This is a genomic window from Azospirillum terrae (assembly GCF_053470425.1).
Genome location: NZ_JBPXMR010000006.1, coordinates 120,461 through 135,248, shown reverse-complemented (window position 1 = coordinate 135,248; position 14,788 = coordinate 120,461). Strand labels below are relative to the sequence as shown.

Annotated in this window: 17 protein-coding genes and 1 pseudogene; 8 read left to right on the top strand and 10 right to left on the bottom strand. The window is 70.5% G+C overall.

Going from position 1 to position 14,788, the window contains the following annotated elements; translation table 11 throughout:
• The 6 genes and pseudogenes from ACSVDD_RS17285 to accC all read left to right on the top strand — a co-directional run.
• Positions 1–779, top strand: a pseudogene (locus ACSVDD_RS17285) (L,D-transpeptidase family protein); the annotation flags it as partial.
• Positions 780–857: 78 nt separating this feature from the next.
• Complete coding sequence (locus ACSVDD_RS17280; protein WP_448190616.1) at positions 858–1,679, top strand: hypothetical protein; 822 nt, start codon at positions 858–860, stop codon at positions 1,677–1,679.
• Positions 1,588–1,965: a hypothetical protein gene (locus tag ACSVDD_RS17275; protein WP_448190615.1), complete on the top strand. Its 378-nt coding sequence runs from the start codon at positions 1,588–1,590 to the stop codon at positions 1,963–1,965. Before ACSVDD_RS17280 ends, ACSVDD_RS17275 begins: the two co-directional genes overlap by 92 nt.
• Before the next feature lie 101 nt (positions 1,966–2,066).
• A complete protein-coding gene (gene aroQ, locus ACSVDD_RS17270; protein WP_448190614.1) occupies positions 2,067–2,516 on the top strand; it encodes a type II 3-dehydroquinate dehydratase in 450 nt (149 codons plus the stop codon).
• 23 nt (positions 2,517–2,539) lie between these two features.
• Positions 2,540–2,983, top strand: a complete 444-nt coding sequence (gene accB / locus ACSVDD_RS17265) for an acetyl-CoA carboxylase biotin carboxyl carrier protein (RefSeq protein ID WP_448190613.1) — start codon at positions 2,540–2,542, stop codon at positions 2,981–2,983.
• A 23-nt stretch (positions 2,984–3,006) separates the two neighbouring features.
• Positions 3,007–4,350, top strand: coding sequence for an acetyl-CoA carboxylase biotin carboxylase subunit (gene accC / locus ACSVDD_RS17260; RefSeq protein ID WP_448190870.1), 1,344 nt, complete (start codon positions 3,007–3,009; stop codon positions 4,348–4,350).
• A 132-nt stretch (positions 4,351–4,482) separates the two neighbouring features.
• On the opposite strand, the gene ACSVDD_RS17255 is transcribed toward accC, so the two are convergent.
• On the bottom strand, positions 4,483–5,127 hold the full coding sequence (locus ACSVDD_RS17255) for a ribonuclease T2 family protein (RefSeq protein WP_448190612.1): 645 nt from the start codon (positions 5,125–5,127) through the stop codon (positions 4,483–4,485).
• 124 nt (positions 5,128–5,251) lie between these two features.
• Here ACSVDD_RS17255 and aat point away from each other — a divergent pair, with 124 nt between their 5' ends.
• Complete coding sequence (gene aat, locus ACSVDD_RS17250) at positions 5,252–5,884, top strand: leucyl/phenylalanyl-tRNA--protein transferase (protein ID WP_448190611.1); 633 nt, start codon at positions 5,252–5,254, stop codon at positions 5,882–5,884.
• Between the two features lie 3 nt (positions 5,885–5,887).
• Here aat and ACSVDD_RS17245 read toward each other — a convergent pair whose 3' ends face one another.
• The 9 genes from ACSVDD_RS17245 to ACSVDD_RS17205 form a co-directional block, all read right to left on the bottom strand.
• Positions 5,888–6,235, bottom strand: a complete 348-nt coding sequence (locus ACSVDD_RS17245; protein WP_448190610.1) for a DUF2155 domain-containing protein — start codon at positions 6,233–6,235, stop codon at positions 5,888–5,890.
• Between the two features lie 124 nt (positions 6,236–6,359).
• Positions 6,360–6,602: a YMGG-like glycine zipper-containing protein gene (locus ACSVDD_RS17240; RefSeq protein ID WP_448190609.1), complete on the bottom strand. Its 243-nt coding sequence runs from the start codon at positions 6,600–6,602 to the stop codon at positions 6,360–6,362.
• Positions 6,603–6,687: 85 nt separating this feature from the next.
• On the bottom strand, positions 6,688–7,440 hold the full coding sequence (locus tag ACSVDD_RS17235; protein WP_448190608.1) for a class I SAM-dependent methyltransferase: 753 nt from the start codon (positions 7,438–7,440) through the stop codon (positions 6,688–6,690).
• Between the two features lie 93 nt (positions 7,441–7,533).
• Positions 7,534–8,037, bottom strand: coding sequence for an outer membrane lipid asymmetry maintenance protein MlaD (gene mlaD / locus ACSVDD_RS17230; RefSeq protein ID WP_448190607.1), 504 nt, complete (start codon positions 8,035–8,037; stop codon positions 7,534–7,536).
• A 25-nt stretch (positions 8,038–8,062) separates the two neighbouring features.
• Complete coding sequence (locus tag ACSVDD_RS17225) at positions 8,063–8,455, bottom strand: NADH:ubiquinone oxidoreductase subunit NDUFA12 (protein WP_448190606.1); 393 nt, start codon at positions 8,453–8,455, stop codon at positions 8,063–8,065.
• A gap of 124 nt (positions 8,456–8,579) precedes the next feature.
• Positions 8,580–9,236, bottom strand: coding sequence for a LysE family translocator (locus tag ACSVDD_RS17220; RefSeq protein WP_448190605.1), 657 nt, complete (start codon positions 9,234–9,236; stop codon positions 8,580–8,582).
• Positions 9,237–9,346: 110 nt separating this feature from the next.
• The gene (locus tag ACSVDD_RS17215; protein ID WP_448190604.1) at positions 9,347–10,255 is read right to left on the bottom strand and encodes a lipid A biosynthesis lauroyl acyltransferase; all 909 of its coding nucleotides are present in this window, start codon (positions 10,253–10,255) and stop codon (positions 9,347–9,349) included.
• Positions 10,239–11,228 (bottom strand): tetraacyldisaccharide 4'-kinase, encoded by a 990-nt coding sequence (gene lpxK / locus ACSVDD_RS17210; RefSeq protein ID WP_448190603.1) that lies wholly within the window; start codon positions 11,226–11,228, stop codon positions 10,239–10,241. Before lpxK ends, ACSVDD_RS17215 begins: the two co-directional genes overlap by 17 nt.
• Positions 11,225–12,508, bottom strand: a complete 1,284-nt coding sequence (locus ACSVDD_RS17205) for a 3-deoxy-D-manno-octulosonic acid transferase (RefSeq protein ID WP_448190602.1) — start codon at positions 12,506–12,508, stop codon at positions 11,225–11,227. Before ACSVDD_RS17205 ends, lpxK begins: the two co-directional genes overlap by 4 nt.
• Before the next feature lie 164 nt (positions 12,509–12,672).
• Here ACSVDD_RS17205 and ACSVDD_RS17200 point away from each other — a divergent pair, with 164 nt between their 5' ends.
• On the top strand, positions 12,673–14,739 hold the full coding sequence (locus ACSVDD_RS17200) for a sensor histidine kinase (protein WP_448190601.1): 2,067 nt from the start codon (positions 12,673–12,675) through the stop codon (positions 14,737–14,739).
• Positions 14,740–14,788 lie beyond the last annotated feature (49 nt).

Sequence of the window (14,788 nt, the reverse complement as noted above, 5' to 3'; positions counted from 1 at the left end):
CCTCCTCCCCCCCCCCCCCCCCCCTCGACCGCACGCCGCAGGACGCGGCGCGCCTGATGCGGCAGAGCGCGCAGGCCATGCGGGCCTTCCGCGAGGCGACGCCCGAGTCGGTGCTGTTCGTCAATCTGCCGAGCCAGGAGACGACCCTGGTGCGCGGCGGGCGGATCGAGATGACCATCCGCTCGATCGTCGGCCGGCCGGAGCGCGAGACGCCGCTGCTGCAAGACCACATCACGCACATCATCATCAACCCGACCTGGACGGTGCCGCCGACCGTCCTCAAGGAAGACAAGTTGCCGAACCTTCGCGAGAGGGGTGCGCCCGGTATCTCGAACGCGGTGGTCTATCTGGACGGCGAGCCGGTGATGCCGGAAACGGTGGACTGGAAGGAAGTGTCGCCGGGCCGCGTGCGCATCGTGCAGCAGCCGGGCGACAACAACGCGCTGGGCCGCTTCCGCTTCAACCTGACCAACCCCCACAACATCTACCTGCACGGCACCAACGAGCCGCGGCTGTTCGAGCGCGACGCCCGCGCCATCAGCTCCGGCTGCGTGCGCCTGCAGGACGCCCGCGCGCTGGCCGAGCTGCTGCTGGCCGACGTCGGCGTCACGCCGCGCAAGATCGACGCGATCCTGCGCAAGGGCGAATCGCAGTGGATCAAGGTGAACCCGTTGCAGGTGCGCTTCGTCTACTGGACGGCGACCGTGCTGCCGGACGGCGCCATCCGCCTGCACCCGGACGTCTACGAGATGGACGAGCGCTCCCCCAACGGGGCGTAAAGCAATTTTGCGGTCCAGCCGCCCTTGTCCCGTGTTACAGACGGCCGGTTGGCACACCGGACCGGGGTCTTGGGCGGCATGGCATCGAGGCAGGCGCTTAAGCATCGTCTTACCGCACTCGAATCGCACCTGAAAGCGGAGAGCCCGGACCTGCTGCCGGTGCTCCGCGCCTACCGCGACTTCGACCGCCTGCTCCAGGGCATGGGGTTGCTGGCGCGGAGCGAGTCGCTGGCGACGCGCACGCCGTGGTGGCCGGTGGTCGCCGTGCTCGGCTCCGCCGCGCCGGGCCGGGCGGCGTTCCTCGACGGCTTTCGGCGGGCCGGCGGTGAGCGGCCGGCGGACGAGCGCGTCACCGCCTTGTGTTACGGGAGCGCTGCGACGGGCGACGACCCGCGCATTCCCTGCGACCTCGCCGACATTGTTCGGGTGGAGGCTTCGGACAGCGAGCGCCTGCGCGGCCGCATCGTGGTGGATGCGTCCGGCGGCGCTCCGCAACCGGCTGAACCGGTCGTCGAACTGGCCGATCTCGTGCTGGTGTTCGCCGATGCCGGCCAGCCCGAACCGGATGCGCTCAAGCAACTGGTCGCCAAGGCGTCCCACCGAGCCGACGCGCGCAAAATCCTCACCATCCATTCCGACGCCGACCTCGCCGGCATCGACGCCCGTCTGGACGAGGCCGGGGCGGCGCGCGGGCGGCGCATTGCCGGCCTGCTCGACGCGGTTGCCGAGGAACTGGAAGGCGAACTGATCCCCTATGTCGAAGCGTCGCTGGCCCGCTGGCGGCGTGGCGCGCGCTCCGGGGGGGCTGGTGTGGCTGGCGCTGCTGGCGCTTGTGCTCGGCGGTGCCGTCGTGCTTGGCGGGCCGGAGAACCTGCCGGCCTTCGTCGGCTGGCTGCTTGAGGGCCGGCCGGCTTTGCCCGGTGGGATGCCGGTGCGCCTGCCGGCGCTGCTGGTGGGCGTCGTCGGGCTGTGGCTGGCCGGGCGGCACTGGGTGCGCCGCGCCGTGGCGCAGCGCATCGCCGCGAATCTGCCGACGCGCATGGGCGAGGCCGACCTCGATCCGCGCCGCGCCTTCTTGAAGGGCACGGGGGCCTTCCGTGCGGGATTGGCCGGCTGGGGACGGCGCGCCCGGCGGCGGCTCGCCGCGATCCGCGACGCCGTGGCCGCCCATGGGGCGGGTGGCTGACCCTGCGCACGCGTTCGTGCGCAATTCTCCATGCGGCATTGCCCTCCCGGCGCGGCGTGCTATAAACGCGCGACTTGGATTTGGAGAAGGGGCAGGGTCCCGTGGCCATCGACGCGTCGGTCCTGGTTCTGAACGGACCGAACCTGAACATGCTGGGCGTGCGCGAACCGCACATCTACGGCTCGATGACGCTCGACGACCTGGAAGGCGCGTGCCAGGAGCGTGCGGAGCAGCTCGGCCTGACCATCGATTTCCGGCAGTCGAACCACGAGGGCGAACTCGTCACCTGGATTCAGCAGGCGCGCACCGAACATGACGGCATCGTCATCAACGCCGGCGCCTACAGCCACACCTCGGTCGCCATCATGGACTCGCTGATCCTGGCGGAGCTGCCGGTGGTCGAGGTGCATCTCTCCAACATCTTCAAGCGGGAGCCCATCCGTCACCACTCGTACATCACCGGGGTGGCGCAGGGCATGATCTGCGGCTTCGGCCCGCACGGATACCTGCTGGCGCTCGACGCCATGCAGCGCCTCCTCGGCCGCGACTGAAAAGCACGGGATTTCAAGACATTATGGCGAACTTCGACATCGACGGCGACCTCATCCGCAAGCTCGCGGATCTGCTGCGCGAGACCGGGCTGAACGAGATCGAATTCGCCGAGGGCGACACGCGGCTGCGCGTCACGCGCGGCGCCCCCGCCTCGGCGCACGTGGTGCACGCGGTCGCCCCGGCGGCAGCGGCGGCGGCTCCGGCCGCCGCCCCGGTCAAGGGCGCCCCGCACCCCGGCGCGGTCACCTCGCCGATGGTCGGCACCGCCTATGCGGCACCCGAGCCCGGCGCGCCGCCGTTCGCCAGGGTCGGCGACACGGTGAAGGCCGGCCAGACCATCCTGATCATCGAGGCGATGAAGGTGATGAACCCCATCAAGGCGCCGCGCGGCGGCACCGTGGCCGAGGTGCACATCGCCGACGGCCAGCCGGTGGAGTTCGGTGAAGTCCTCATGATCATCGAATAAGGGAAGGAACCCATCCCTTGGCGATGTTCGAAAAGGTCCTGATCGCGAACCGCGGCGAGATTGCGCTTCGCATCCACCGCGCCTGCCGCGAGATGGGCATCCAGACGGTGGCGGTGCACTCCACCGCCGACGCCGACGCGATGCACGTCCGCCTCGCCGACGAGAGCGTCTGCATCGGCCCGGCCTCGGCGCGCGAGAGCTATCTCAACATCCCGGCGATCCTGTCGGCGGCGACGATCACCGGGGCGGACGCCATCCATCCGGGCATCGGCTTCCTGTCGGAGAACGCCCAGTTCGCCGAGATGGTCGAGGAGCACGGCTTCACCTTCATCGGCCCGACCGCCGACCACATCCGCATCATGGGCGACAAGGTCACCGCCAAGCGGACGGTGAGCGACCTCGGCCTGCCGGTGGTGCCCGGTTCCGACGGCCCGGTTCCGACCGTGGAAGAGGCCGAGAAGATCGCCCGCGACATCGGCTATCCGGTGCTGATCAAGGCGGCGGCCGGCGGCGGCGGCAAGGGCATGAAGGTCGCCCGCAACCCCGAGGGGCTGCGCGAAGCCTATCAGCTCGCCCGTGGCGAGGCGCGCGCCGCCTTCGGCAACGACGAGGTCTACATCGAGAAGTACCTCGGCCGGCCGCGTCACATCGAGATCCAGCTGCTGGCCGACCTGCACGGCAACGTCGTGCACTTCGGCGAGCGCGACTGCTCGGTTCAGCGCCGCCACCAGAAGGTCATCGAGGAGGCGCCGAGCCCGGCGCTGAACGCTGCCCAGCGCGACTTCATCGGCGAGCTGGCGGCGCGCACCACGCGCGGCTTCGGCTACCGCGGTGTCGGCACCATGGAGTTCCTGTTCGAGGACGGGCAGTTTTACTTCATCGAGATGAACACCCGACTCCAGGTCGAGCACACCATCTCGGAGATGATCACCGGCGTCGATCTGGTGCGCGAGCAGATCCGCGTCGCCGCTGGGGCGCCGCTCGGCTACACCCAAGCGGACATCCGCTTCCAGGGCTTCGCCATCGAGTGCCGCGTCAACGCGGAGAACCCGGAGACCTTCCTGCCGTCGCCGGGCAAGATCGACGGCTACCACGCGCCGGGCGGCCTGGGCGTGCGGGTCGATTCGGCGCTGTACGACGGGTACCGGGTGCCGCCGCATTACGACAGTCTGATCTCCAAACTGGTGGTGCACGGCACGACGCGCAACGAGTGCCTGATGCGCCTGCGCCGCGCCATCGAGGAGTACGTGATCGGCGGCATCGACACGACGCTGCCGCTGCACCAGCGCATCATCGCCGAGTCGGACTTCATCAACGGCGCTTACGACATCCACTGGCTGGAACAGCTGATGTCGGCGAAGAAGTAGTTTAACCCCTCTCCCGCCCCGGGAGAGGGAGGGGCCCGCAAAGCGGGAGGGTGAGGGTAAATCCGAGGATCCTTGCACCTACCCTCACCCGGCCGGCTCACGCCGGCCACCCTCTCCCCGGAGGGGAGAGGGTTATTTCAACACCCCCGACTTGCCGCACTTGTCGGCAATGTCCTTGCCGCAGGCGCGCGGGTTGAGGTCCTTGTCCAGGCACACGCGCACCTCGCTCACCTGCCGGCGCTGGCAAACCACCGCGACCATGTCGGGCGTCAGGCCGGGATTGGCTGCGGCGAACTGCGCCTCGACCTCGGTGGCCGGAACCGACAGGCCGTCCTTGGGCGCCGCCAGCGCCGCGGGCACCTTCACCTTGGCCTGGGCGGCGCGCACCTTGGCGAAGTAATCCGCGGCCGATAGGCCGGTGCAGGTGCCGTGGGTGCGCCACTCGTGCAGGATAAGGCCGACGTCGGGCATGGCGCCGATGGTGTCGTCCACCACCGCCTTGGGCACCGTGCGGCCGGCGGCGCAGGAGCGCGGGTAGCCGCCATCGGCGAACTGCGGCCACAGCCCGTGCACCACCCAGCCGAAGCCCTTGCCGGCGCCGCACTGGTCGGACTCGGCTGCGCGGGACGCTTGCGCGCAATAGGCCGGCGACCAGGACAGGCTCAGCACGTAATAGTCGAAGGTGCCCGGTTCGGCCTTGCGCTGCGCCGCCGCCGTGGCGGGGTGCAGGATGGCCGCAACCAGGAGCGTCAGGATGGCCGCGATGGGCGTCCGCATCATTGTCTCCGCGGTGTGATGGACACGTCTTTCTGGAATACCATCGCATGACGCTGTGCGCACCGTGTCATCGCGCCACGCACGGCTTTTCGACCGCGCCATCGCAACCCAGTATAATGGACGCATGATCGAGCTGAACGCACCGCTTCTGCTGAGGGCCTACGCCGCCGGCATCTTTCCGATGGCCGAGAGCGCCGATTCGCAGGACCTCTACTGGTTCGACCCCGAGCGCCGGGGCGTCCTGCCGCTCGACGGCTTCCACGTGCCCAAGCGCTTGAAACGCACGGTGCGCGCCGGCATTTTCGAAATGCGCTTCGACGGCGACTTCCGCACCGTCATCGAGGCGTGCGCCGAATCGACCGCCGAGCGGCCGAAGACCTGGATCAACGCCGACATCGTCCGGCTCTACAGCGAACTGCACGAACAGGGCTTTGCCCACGCGGTCGAGGCGTGGCGCGACGGGCGCATGGTCGGCGGGCTGTATGGGGTGTCGCTGGGCGCGGCCTTTTTCGGCGAGAGCATGTTCAGCCGCGAGACCGACGCCAGCAAGGTGGCGCTGGTGCATCTGGTGGCGCGCCTGCGGGCCGGCGGCTTCACGCTGCTGGACACGCAGTTCGTCACCGATCACCTGAGCCGCTTCGGCGCCGTCGAGATCCCGCGCGCCGAGTACCGCCGGCGCCTGACGCACGCGCTCACCGGGCAGGGCGAATTCGCCGCCGTGGATCAGGACAGGGCGATCGCGGACCTGCTGGGATAGCGCCTATTTGGACGCGCAGGACAGCACCCACAGATCGTAGATCGGGTGCTCCATGGCCGACAGCGCCGGGCTGGAGGAGAACATCCAGCCGGTGAAGACGTTTTCCGCGTTCGAGTCCTGCTTGATTTCGACCACCTCGAAGAAGGCGGCCGACTCCGGCACCTCGATGGGCGGGTTCTCCTTGCAGGCGCGGAGCGTGATGCGCAGGTTGCCGAACGGCTTCGTCTCGCCGACGGCGATGTCGAAGGTCGAGGTCCGTGCGGTGACCTTGTCGAGGCTCTGCACGCGGGCGGCCGGCCGGTCCACCATCTGGGCGGGAGCCGTCGCGGCCACGGCCGTGCCTGAGAGCATCAGGAGCGCAGCCGCTGAGGCCGCGCGCAAACCACAGGACATCGTCACGTCCGTTCGCTTTCCAAGCTGCGGGAGACTTCCCGCGCCTTTTATAGCGCAAGCCGGGCGTGGGTCCAGTTGGACATTACTGGGCGCTGCCCGTGCGGGGCCGGTTGCCGGGCTGTTCGCGGTGTTCCTCGTACTTCTCGACGCCGGCGCCGCCGGCCGCACCGACGCCCGCGCCGACCACCGCGCCGACAGGGCCGCCGACCACCGCGCCGGCCGCCGCACCGCCCAGGCCACCGGTGGCCGCCTTCTCTTCCATGTTCGCACCGCAGGCCGTCAGCGCCAGACCGAGCGCCAGGATCGGCAGAGTACGGATCAGCATCGCTTCTACTCCCTCGTCGTGCGCCCATGCGCATTGGCGGGGAAACGGCAGGCGACGGTGAAGGTTCCGGGCGGGCCGGCTTCGCTCAAGCCGGCTTGTCGGCGGCGAAGCGCAGGCGCACGTAATCGGCGCTCCACTGCCCTTGCGTGTCGCGCAGGCGCGGTTCCAGCGCCGCCAGCACCTCGGCGAGAAAGGGCACGCGCTCCACCTCCGGCAACGGCTGTGTGAAGGATTGCGCGAAGGTGGCGATCCAACCGGCCATGTCCGTCGGCAACGGGGTGGGGCGGGGGAAGTGCTCGATGCGCCGGACCTGGAGACCGGCCGCCTCGAGGCGGGCGCGGTACTCTTCGGGTGTCGGGAAGTACCAGGGGTCGGCGGAGCGCGGGTCGATGCCGCGGCGCTCCAGCGCGTCGCTCAGCGCGGTGCGGATGGCGGCGACGTTGCCGGCGCCGCCGAACTCGCCGACGAAGCGCCCGCCGGGCTTGAGCGCGCGGACGACTCCGGCGATCACCGCATCGGGGTGCTTCATCCAGTGCAGCGCGGCGTTGGAGAACACCGCGTCGAACTCCTGGCGGAAGGACAGCGCCTGCGCGTCCATGACGCGGGCGTCGAGCCCGCGGCGTTGCGCCGCCTCGACCTGTTCGGCGCTGGCATCGACGCCGGTCACCGTGCAGCCGATGGCCACCAGCTTTTCCGTCAGGCTGCCCTCGCCGCAGCCCAAATCGAGGATGCGCTCGCCCGGCCGCGGCGCCAGCCACTCGACGACGGGCATGCCCAGTTCCGGCACGAACCCGGCGTGCCGCATGTAGTGATCGGATTCCCAGCGCTGGTCGGACACGGCGACTCTCCTGATCTCGTCCCGTGGGACCTTAGCAAAAACAAAAGGGCCGCGCTCGCGCGCAGCCCTGTCTTACACCGCAATTTGTACCGCTCACATCTTGGCGGCGCCAGGGTCCTTGGTCTGTTCGCCGCCCTTCTGGTCGCCCTTGTTGGTGTTCTGCAGGCTGAAGATCACCTGACCCAGCAGCTGTTCGAGGCCCGGCACGCTCTGCGTGTACTCGATGCGGCCGCCGGGGGCGATGGTCTGCTCGTCGCCGCCGGGCTCCAGCGACATGAACTTGCCGCCCAGCAGGCTCTCGCTCGCCACCAGGGCCGCGGTGTCCTTGGGCAGCTTGATCGTCTTGTCGATCTGCATGTGCACGACGGCCTGGAACGACTTGGGGTCGAGCGTCAGGCTCTCCACCGAGCCGACCTTGACGCCGCTGATGCGCACGTCGGCACCCGCCGCCAGCCCGGTGATGCTGGAGAAATTGGCGGTCACGCCATAGCCCTGGACCTTGCGCAGATCCGCGCTTCGGTAGGCGAAAACCAGGAAAAAGGCAGCGACCACGAGGACGACGCCGCCCAGCACGGTTTCGATGACGTTCCGGCGCATGATGCTTCCTAACTCGGCCGGCAGCTTACTGCGGCGTCCACGGCTCGTAATCACCGGTGGCGCGCACCCGCTTGCCGCCCTGCAACGCGTGGCCGGGCGGGCGGTATGCCTGCGCCGAGCCCGACGGGTTCGGCTTCCATTCCTGCTGCCAGGACTTGTGGTACGGGCTCTGCCCCTCGGGCAGCGGCTCCTTGGCGGAGTGGTGCAGCCAGGCGTGCCATTCCGGCGGCACCTTGGACGCCTCCGGCTCGCCGTTGTACATCACCCAGCGGCGCTCGCGCAGGCCGCGGCGGGCGTTCTTGTCCCGGTAATACATGTTGCCGAAGCGGTCGGTGCCGACCAGCTCGCCCCGGCGCCACGTCAGAAAACGGATCTGGACGTTGGCCATCCAGGTAATGAGGGAGACTTTTTCGCTCATCGTCGTCGCGTTCGGTGCCGTCGTGGAAAAGGGGCGTAGGCCCAAAGGGATGGGTCTGCGGACGGCGCGCACTATGACACCGCGAATGCCGTCCGTCCACTGCCATGCTCCGGTTTTTGACCCGTCACGCGAAGCGGCGTTCCGTCAGCAGCAGGCGCAACGCGAAGCCCAGGAACAGCACGCCCGCCACGCCGTCCAGCGCGGTGCGCATGGCGCGGCTGGTGAGCAGCGTGCGGGCCGCCCCGGCGCTCAGCGCCGCCACCCCGGCCAGATAGGCGCAGCCCATGCCGGCGAGGATCAGGCCCAGGAGGAAGGTCTGCAACGCCACCATGCCGCGCTCCGGCGCCACGAACTGCGGCACGAAGGCGAGGTAGAACAGGATGACCTTGGGGTTCAGCATGTTGGTCAGCAGCGCGTTGACGAACACCCGGTGTGCCGGGGCGGGCGGCGGCGGCTCCAGGTCCACGGCGGCGCCCTGGCGGCGGGCTTCGACGATGCTCCACAGCGACCGGCCGCCGATCCACGCCAGATAGGCCGCTCCGGCGTAGCGCAGGATGTCGAACAGCATGGGCGACGCGGCGATCAGCGCCGACACCCCGGCGGCGGCCAGCAGCGCCTGCACCACGTTGCCGACGGTGATGCCGGCGGTCGCCACGAACCCGGCGCGCCGCCCCTCGGTCAGCCCGCGCGACAGCACGAGCAGCGAATCGGGTCCCGGCGCCAGCACCAGAACGGTGGCGGCGATCAGATAGAGCTGCAGGAGGTGCGGATCGAGCGGCATCGCGGGCGACTCCCCCATGGGCGGTGTGGGACGGACTATAGTTCGCCGGGCGGACGAGCACATGCGCGTTGCGCGCAGGGGCGCAATGCCGGCTCCATGGTACGGCCGCGTCAGTCCGGCCAGCGCTTGTGCACCCACAGCCACTGTTCCGGCCGCTCGCGAATCCAGGCTTCCAACAGCGCGTTCATCCGCTCCATCAGGATGCGGACGTCGGCGTCGCGGTCGCCGGTGGCCGGCGGCTCCAGCGGTGGGAGGAGGGTGATGCGGAAACGCGCGCCCTCCAGGCGTTCGGTGCGCAGCGGCACGATGGGGATGCGGAGCCGCAGCCCAAGCTGCATGGCGGCCGGGGCGGTCATGGCGTCGCGGCCGAAGAAGGGGACGGCGATGCCGGTGTTCAGCTTCTGGTCGACCAGCATGCCGGCATGGCCGCCACGCGTCAGGATGCGGGCGAGCTTGATTGCCCCGTCCGGCCCCTTGGGCACGTGCATGGAACTGGCGGCGCCGCGCAGGTCGGTCAGCATGCGGGCGACCATCGGGTTGTTGGGTGCGCGGTAGACCACCGCCACCTCCAGCCCCAGCTTGCGCGAGACGGCTGGCGGAACCTCCCAGTTGCCCAGATGCCCGCCAACCGCGATGCCGCCCACGCCGTCGTCGCGCAGCGATTCGAGACGATCGAGGCCGACGATCTCCGTGCGCCCGCCCGGACCGCTGTCGGCCAGGGCGTCGAGGTGAGGGTACTCGGCGATGACGCGGCCGAGGTTGTCCCACATGGCGACGATGATCGCCTCGATCTCGTCCGCGGTCCTCTCCGGGAAGGCGCGCGTCAGGTTGCGCCGCGCCGTCCGCGTGCTGGGCAGCCGCGGGCCGAGGGCACGGCCGACCCAGCCGCCGAGATCCGACGCACGATCCACCGGCAACGCCCGGAACAGGGTGCTGCACAGCCAGACCAGCGCCGCCTCCAGCGGGTAGGCGACGTGGCGGGTCAGCCACTTGACGAGCGGGCTACGCGGCTTCGCCACGGCGGTCTCCCTTGGCGAACAGGCGGTCGAGCAGCGCGTCCAGCGCCGCCGGGTCGGCCCAGGTTGCCCGCACCGGCAGCGTCCGCACACGGTCGCGCAGCGCGTCCGGCAGGCGGACCGCGTCCTTGGTGGTGGTCATCGGGGTTGCCGTGAGGGCATCGGCGCGGGCGATCAGTTGGCGCACCTCGTCGGCGGAGTAGCGGTGGTGGTCGGCGAAGGCCGCCGTGTCGACCAGTTCGGCGCCAAGGCCGCGCAGCGTGGCGAAGAACTTCTCCGGCCGGCCGATCCCGGCGAAGGCCAGCAGGCGCTGGCCGGCCAGTGTGGCGACTTCCGGCTCGATGCGGGCGTGCAGCACGGGGAGGGGCGCCACGCGGGCGGCGATGCCGGCGCGGTCCTCGCCCATCACCACCACGGAATCGGCGCGGGCGAGGCCGCGCGTCACCGGCTCGCGCAACGGCCCGGCGGGTATGAGCAGGCCGTTGCCGAAACCGGCGGCGCCGTCCACCACCAGCACAGACACATCCTTGGCGAGGCCGGGGTTCTGGAACCCGTCGTCCATGACGATGGCCTGCGCCCCGGCGTTGACCGCGGCGCGCGCCCCGGCGGCGCGGTCACGGGCCACCCAGGTCGGCGCGTGCCGGGCGAGCAGCAGCGCCTCGTCGCCCACATCGGCGGCGCCGTGGCGGGCCGGGTCGATGGCGAGCGGACCACTCTCGGAACCGCCGTGGCCGCGGGTCAGCGCGTGGACCGCGATGCCGCGCGCCGTCAGCGCCTCGATGATGCTGATGGCGACCGGCGTCTTGCCGGCGCCGCCGGCCACCAGATTGCCGACGCAGAGCACCGGCACGCCGGCTTGTTGCGGTGTCGTTCGCGAGAATCGCCACCGCCCGGCCAGCCCGTACAGGGCGCCGATGGGGGCGAGCAGCCGGGCCGCCGGGCCGGCCGGCCGGTACCAGAAGGCGGGCGTCTTCATGCCGGGACCGTGACGCCGGCTTGGGCGAGCAGCGGCGCCAGCGCGTCCAGCGCCCGGTCGACGACGTGGCGGTTGTATTCGGTGACGCGGCGGGCGCCCTCGACCACGGCGGCGCGGGCCGCGGCGTCGGTCAGCAGCCGGCCGGCGGTGTCGCCGAGCGCCGCCGGGTCGGCGACGCTGATGGCGCCGCCCGCGGCTTCCAGCTGGCGGGTGATCTCGGCGAAGTTCCACATCTTGGGCCCGTACACCACCGCGCAGCCGAGCTGCGCCGGCTCCACCGGGTTCTGGCCGCCGTGGTCGATGAAGGAACCGCCCATGCACACCACCGGCGCAAGGCGGTACAGCACCCCCAGCTCTCCCATAGTGTCGGCGATGTAGACGGCGTGCCCGGCCTCGGGCAGCGCGCCTTCGCCGCGGCGCGCGGCGCTCAGGCCGCGGGCCTGCATCAGCGCCGCGATGTCCGGGCCGCGGCGCGGGTGGCGCGGCGCCACGATGGTCAGCAGGTCCGGCAGCCGGCTCAACAGCGCCTCGTGCACGGCGGCGGCGATCTCGTCCTCGCCGGGGTGGGAGCTGGCGAACAGCCAGACCGGGCGGCCCTCGCAGGCCTCACGCAGGGCCTCGAGCGGCTCCGGGTCGGCCGGCGGCGGCTCGGCGGAGAATTTCAGGTTGCCGACGCAGGCCACCGTGCCAGCGCCCAGGCCGCGCAACCGCTCGGCGTCGCCCTCGGTCTGGGCGAGGATGGTGTGGAAGGCCGCCAGCAGTTCACCGACCAGCCCCGGCGCATAGCGCCAGCGGGCGAAGGAGCGCGCCGACATGCGGGCGTTGACCAGCGCCGCGGGGATGCCGCGCCGGCGCACCCCGGCCAGCAGGTTCGGCCAGATCTCGGATTCGATCCACAGCACCAGATCGGGGCGCCAGTGGTCGAGGAAGCGGTCGACGGCGTCCGGCAGATCCACCGGCACGTACTGGTGGATGGCGCGCGCCGGCAGGCGGCGGGCCATCAGTTCGGCCGAGCTGACGGTGCCGGTGGTCAGCAGCACGGTTGTGTCCGGCGATTGCTCCAGCACCCGGTCGATCAGCACCAGCACGGAATTCGCCTCGCCGACGCTGGCGGCGTGCGCCCACACCAGCGGCCCGGCCGGGCGCAGGCGCGCGGCATGGCCCAGCCGCTCGTGTGCACGCAGCGGGTCTTCCTTACCGGCCGCCCGGCGACGGTCGAGATAGAGACGCACCGCCGGCCCGCCGATGTAGGTCAGGCCACGGTAGAGGGAATGAAGCATGCGGGTATGCACGACGAGGAAAGCGACCACCGCCGCGGGGGCCCACGCGGCGGCGGCACCTTAGCACGGGCGCGGCCGGGAATCGAATGGCGGAAAACACACCCCGTTGTTCAGGGGGAAATGCTAGTCTGTAACCGACCACGGCGCCGACGAAGGGAGGGTGGATGGTCCGCAGGATCGCTACCTACGCAATCGCGGCCATGCTGGCACTGGCCGCCGGCGCCGGCTTCCTGTTCACCGAGGGGGTCGAGCGGCGCCTGCACACGGAGGCGGCACGCCACGACGTGCTGCACGATCTGAGCCTCGTCCGCTCGCGCCTGGAAGGCCAGCTCAACGAATCCCTGCTGACGGCGCGCAGCTTCGAAGCGCTGTTGCGCGCCCAGGATTCCGTGGACGCCGAGACCTTCGATCGCGTCGCCAAGCAGGTCATCGGCGATCACGCCGAAATCGTCAACATCGCCGCCACGTCGCTCACCGTCATCGAGTACGCCTACCCGGACAAGAGCGTGCTGGGCGTCGATTACCGGTCGATTCCCGGACAGTGGGAGGGCGTGCGCCGCGCCATCGTGCAGCACAAGGGCATTGTCTCCGGCCCGGTGCAACTGGTGCAGGGCGGGCTGGGAATCATCAGCCGCACGCCGGTCTTCATCGCCGACGGGCGCAGCGGCGAGAGCCTCGTCGGGCTGGTCAGCGTCGTGCTGGACGCGCCCGAGCTGTTCTTCAAGGCCGGGCTGGGCCAAATTCCCAACTACATCGAGGTGGCGATCCGCGACAGCGACGACCAGAACGGCCCCGGCCGCGTGTTCTTCGGCAAGCCGGAGCTGTTCGAGCGGGATTCGGTGCGCCTGGACGTCTTCTTCCCCGGCGGGCGCTGGCACATCGCGGCGGTGCCGATCAACGGCTGGGAGGCCGCGGCCTGGCAGGAGCCGGGGCCGTTCCGCACGCTGGGCGCGGCGTTCCTGGCGCTGGCGGCGGCGGCGCTGTTCGGCGCCGCGTGGTACGCCGACCACCAGGGGCGCAGCGCGCGCGCCGCCACGGAAAGCGAGCAGCGCTTCCGCCGGCTGGTCGAGACGGTGCCGGTCGCCATCCTGATCCACCGCGACGGCATCATCCTCTACGCCAACGCCGAGGCGGCGCAGTTGCTGGAGGCGGGCACGCCGGACGCGCTGCTCGGCCGGCCGCTGCTGAGCGTGGTCGATCCGGCGTTCCACGACACGGTGTTGCGGCGCATCGCCATCGCGCAGCGCATCGGCGGCAACCCGATCATGGAGCAGGTCTACCGCACGCTGCGCGGCAACGCTCCGCTGACCGTGGACGTGACCAGCACGCTGATTTCCTACGACGGCGATCCGGCGATCCTCAGCGCGGTGCGCGACGTCACCGCCCGCAAGCGGGCCGAGGAGGGGTTGCGCGCGCTCAACCAGACGCTGGAAGCCAAGGTGGAGGAGCGCACCCGCGCGCTGGCCGAGGCCGGTGAGCAGCTCCGCTTCGCCAAGGAGCAGGCGGAGGAGGCGAACGCCGCCAAATCGCGCTTCCTGGCGCACATGAGCCACGAACTGCGCACGCCGCTCAACAGCGTCATCGGCTTTTCCGAGGGCATGCGCGACGGCATGCTGGGGACGAAGTGCTCGACGCGGTGCGTCGGTTATCTCGATCACATCCACCGCGCGGGCTCGCTGCTGCTGGAACTGATCGACGAGGTGCTGGACATGGCGAAGGTCGAGGCCGGCACTCTCGATCTGCAAGAGGCCGAGGTCGAGGTCCGCGACCTCGTCGAGGAGAGCGCCGGGATGGTGCGCCAGCGCGCCGAGAGCAGCGGCGTGCGGCTGGAGCTGGCGGTGGCCGACGACGTGCCGGCGGTGCGCGGCGACTATCGCCGCCTGCGGCAGGTGTTGCTGAACCTGCTGTCCAACGCGGTCAAGTTCACGCCCCAGGGCGGCTCGGTGGTGTTGAGCGCCGAGCGGCGGGAGGACGGTGGCGTGACGCTGGCGGTGGCCGACACCGGCATCGGCATCGCGCCGGAGGACATCGAGACGGTCTTCGCCCCGTTCGGCCGGGTGGAGAGCGTCCTGCACCGCAACACCGACGGCACTGGATTGGGCTTGCCGCTGGCCCGGCAGTTCACCGAGCTGCATGGCGGTTCGCTGACCCTGGAGAGCACGCCGGGGGTGGGGACGCGCGTCGCCGTGGCGCTGCCGGCGGAGCGGACGGTCGGCGTCCCGGTGTCCTGATCAAAGTCCGTCAAATTCCTCTGAAAACCCACGGTTCTGCGACTATATT

What these genes read in the sequence shown, in the direction of transcription:
- ACSVDD_RS17200 (WP_448190601.1), top strand. Translation starts at nt 12,673, where the DNA reads ATGGTCCGCAGGATCGCTACCTACGCAATCGCGGCCATGCTGGCACTG.
- aat (WP_448190611.1), top strand. Translation starts at nt 5,252, where the DNA reads ATGATCGAGCTGAACGCACCGCTTCTGCTGAGGGCCTACGCCGCCGGC.
- ACSVDD_RS17240 (WP_448190609.1), bottom strand. Translation starts at nt 6,602, where the DNA reads ATGCTGATCCGTACTCTGCCGATCCTGGCGCTCGGTCTGGCGCTGACG.
- mlaD (WP_448190607.1), bottom strand. Translation starts at nt 8,037, where the DNA reads ATGCGCCGGAACGTCATCGAAACCGTGCTGGGCGGCGTCGTCCTCGTG.
- lpxK (WP_448190603.1), bottom strand. Translation starts at nt 11,228, where the DNA reads ATGAAGACGCCCGCCTTCTGGTACCGGCCGGCCGGCCCGGCGGCCCGG.
- ACSVDD_RS17280 (WP_448190616.1), top strand. Translation starts at nt 858, where the DNA reads ATGGCATCGAGGCAGGCGCTTAAGCATCGTCTTACCGCACTCGAATCG.
- ACSVDD_RS17245 (WP_448190610.1), bottom strand. Translation starts at nt 6,235, where the DNA reads ATGCTCTCAGGCACGGCCGTGGCCGCGACGGCTCCCGCCCAGATGGTG.
- accB (WP_448190613.1), top strand. Translation starts at nt 2,540, where the DNA reads ATGGCGAACTTCGACATCGACGGCGACCTCATCCGCAAGCTCGCGGAT.
- accC (WP_448190870.1), top strand. Translation starts at nt 3,007, where the DNA reads ATGTTCGAAAAGGTCCTGATCGCGAACCGCGGCGAGATTGCGCTTCGC.
- ACSVDD_RS17225 (WP_448190606.1), bottom strand. Translation starts at nt 8,455, where the DNA reads ATGAGCGAAAAAGTCTCCCTCATTACCTGGATGGCCAACGTCCAGATC.
- ACSVDD_RS17205 (WP_448190602.1), bottom strand. Translation starts at nt 12,508, where the DNA reads ATGCTTCATTCCCTCTACCGTGGCCTGACCTACATCGGCGGGCCGGCG.
- ACSVDD_RS17220 (WP_448190605.1), bottom strand. Translation starts at nt 9,236, where the DNA reads ATGCCGCTCGATCCGCACCTCCTGCAGCTCTATCTGATCGCCGCCACC.
- ACSVDD_RS17255 (WP_448190612.1), bottom strand. Translation starts at nt 5,127, where the DNA reads ATGCGGACGCCCATCGCGGCCATCCTGACGCTCCTGGTTGCGGCCATC.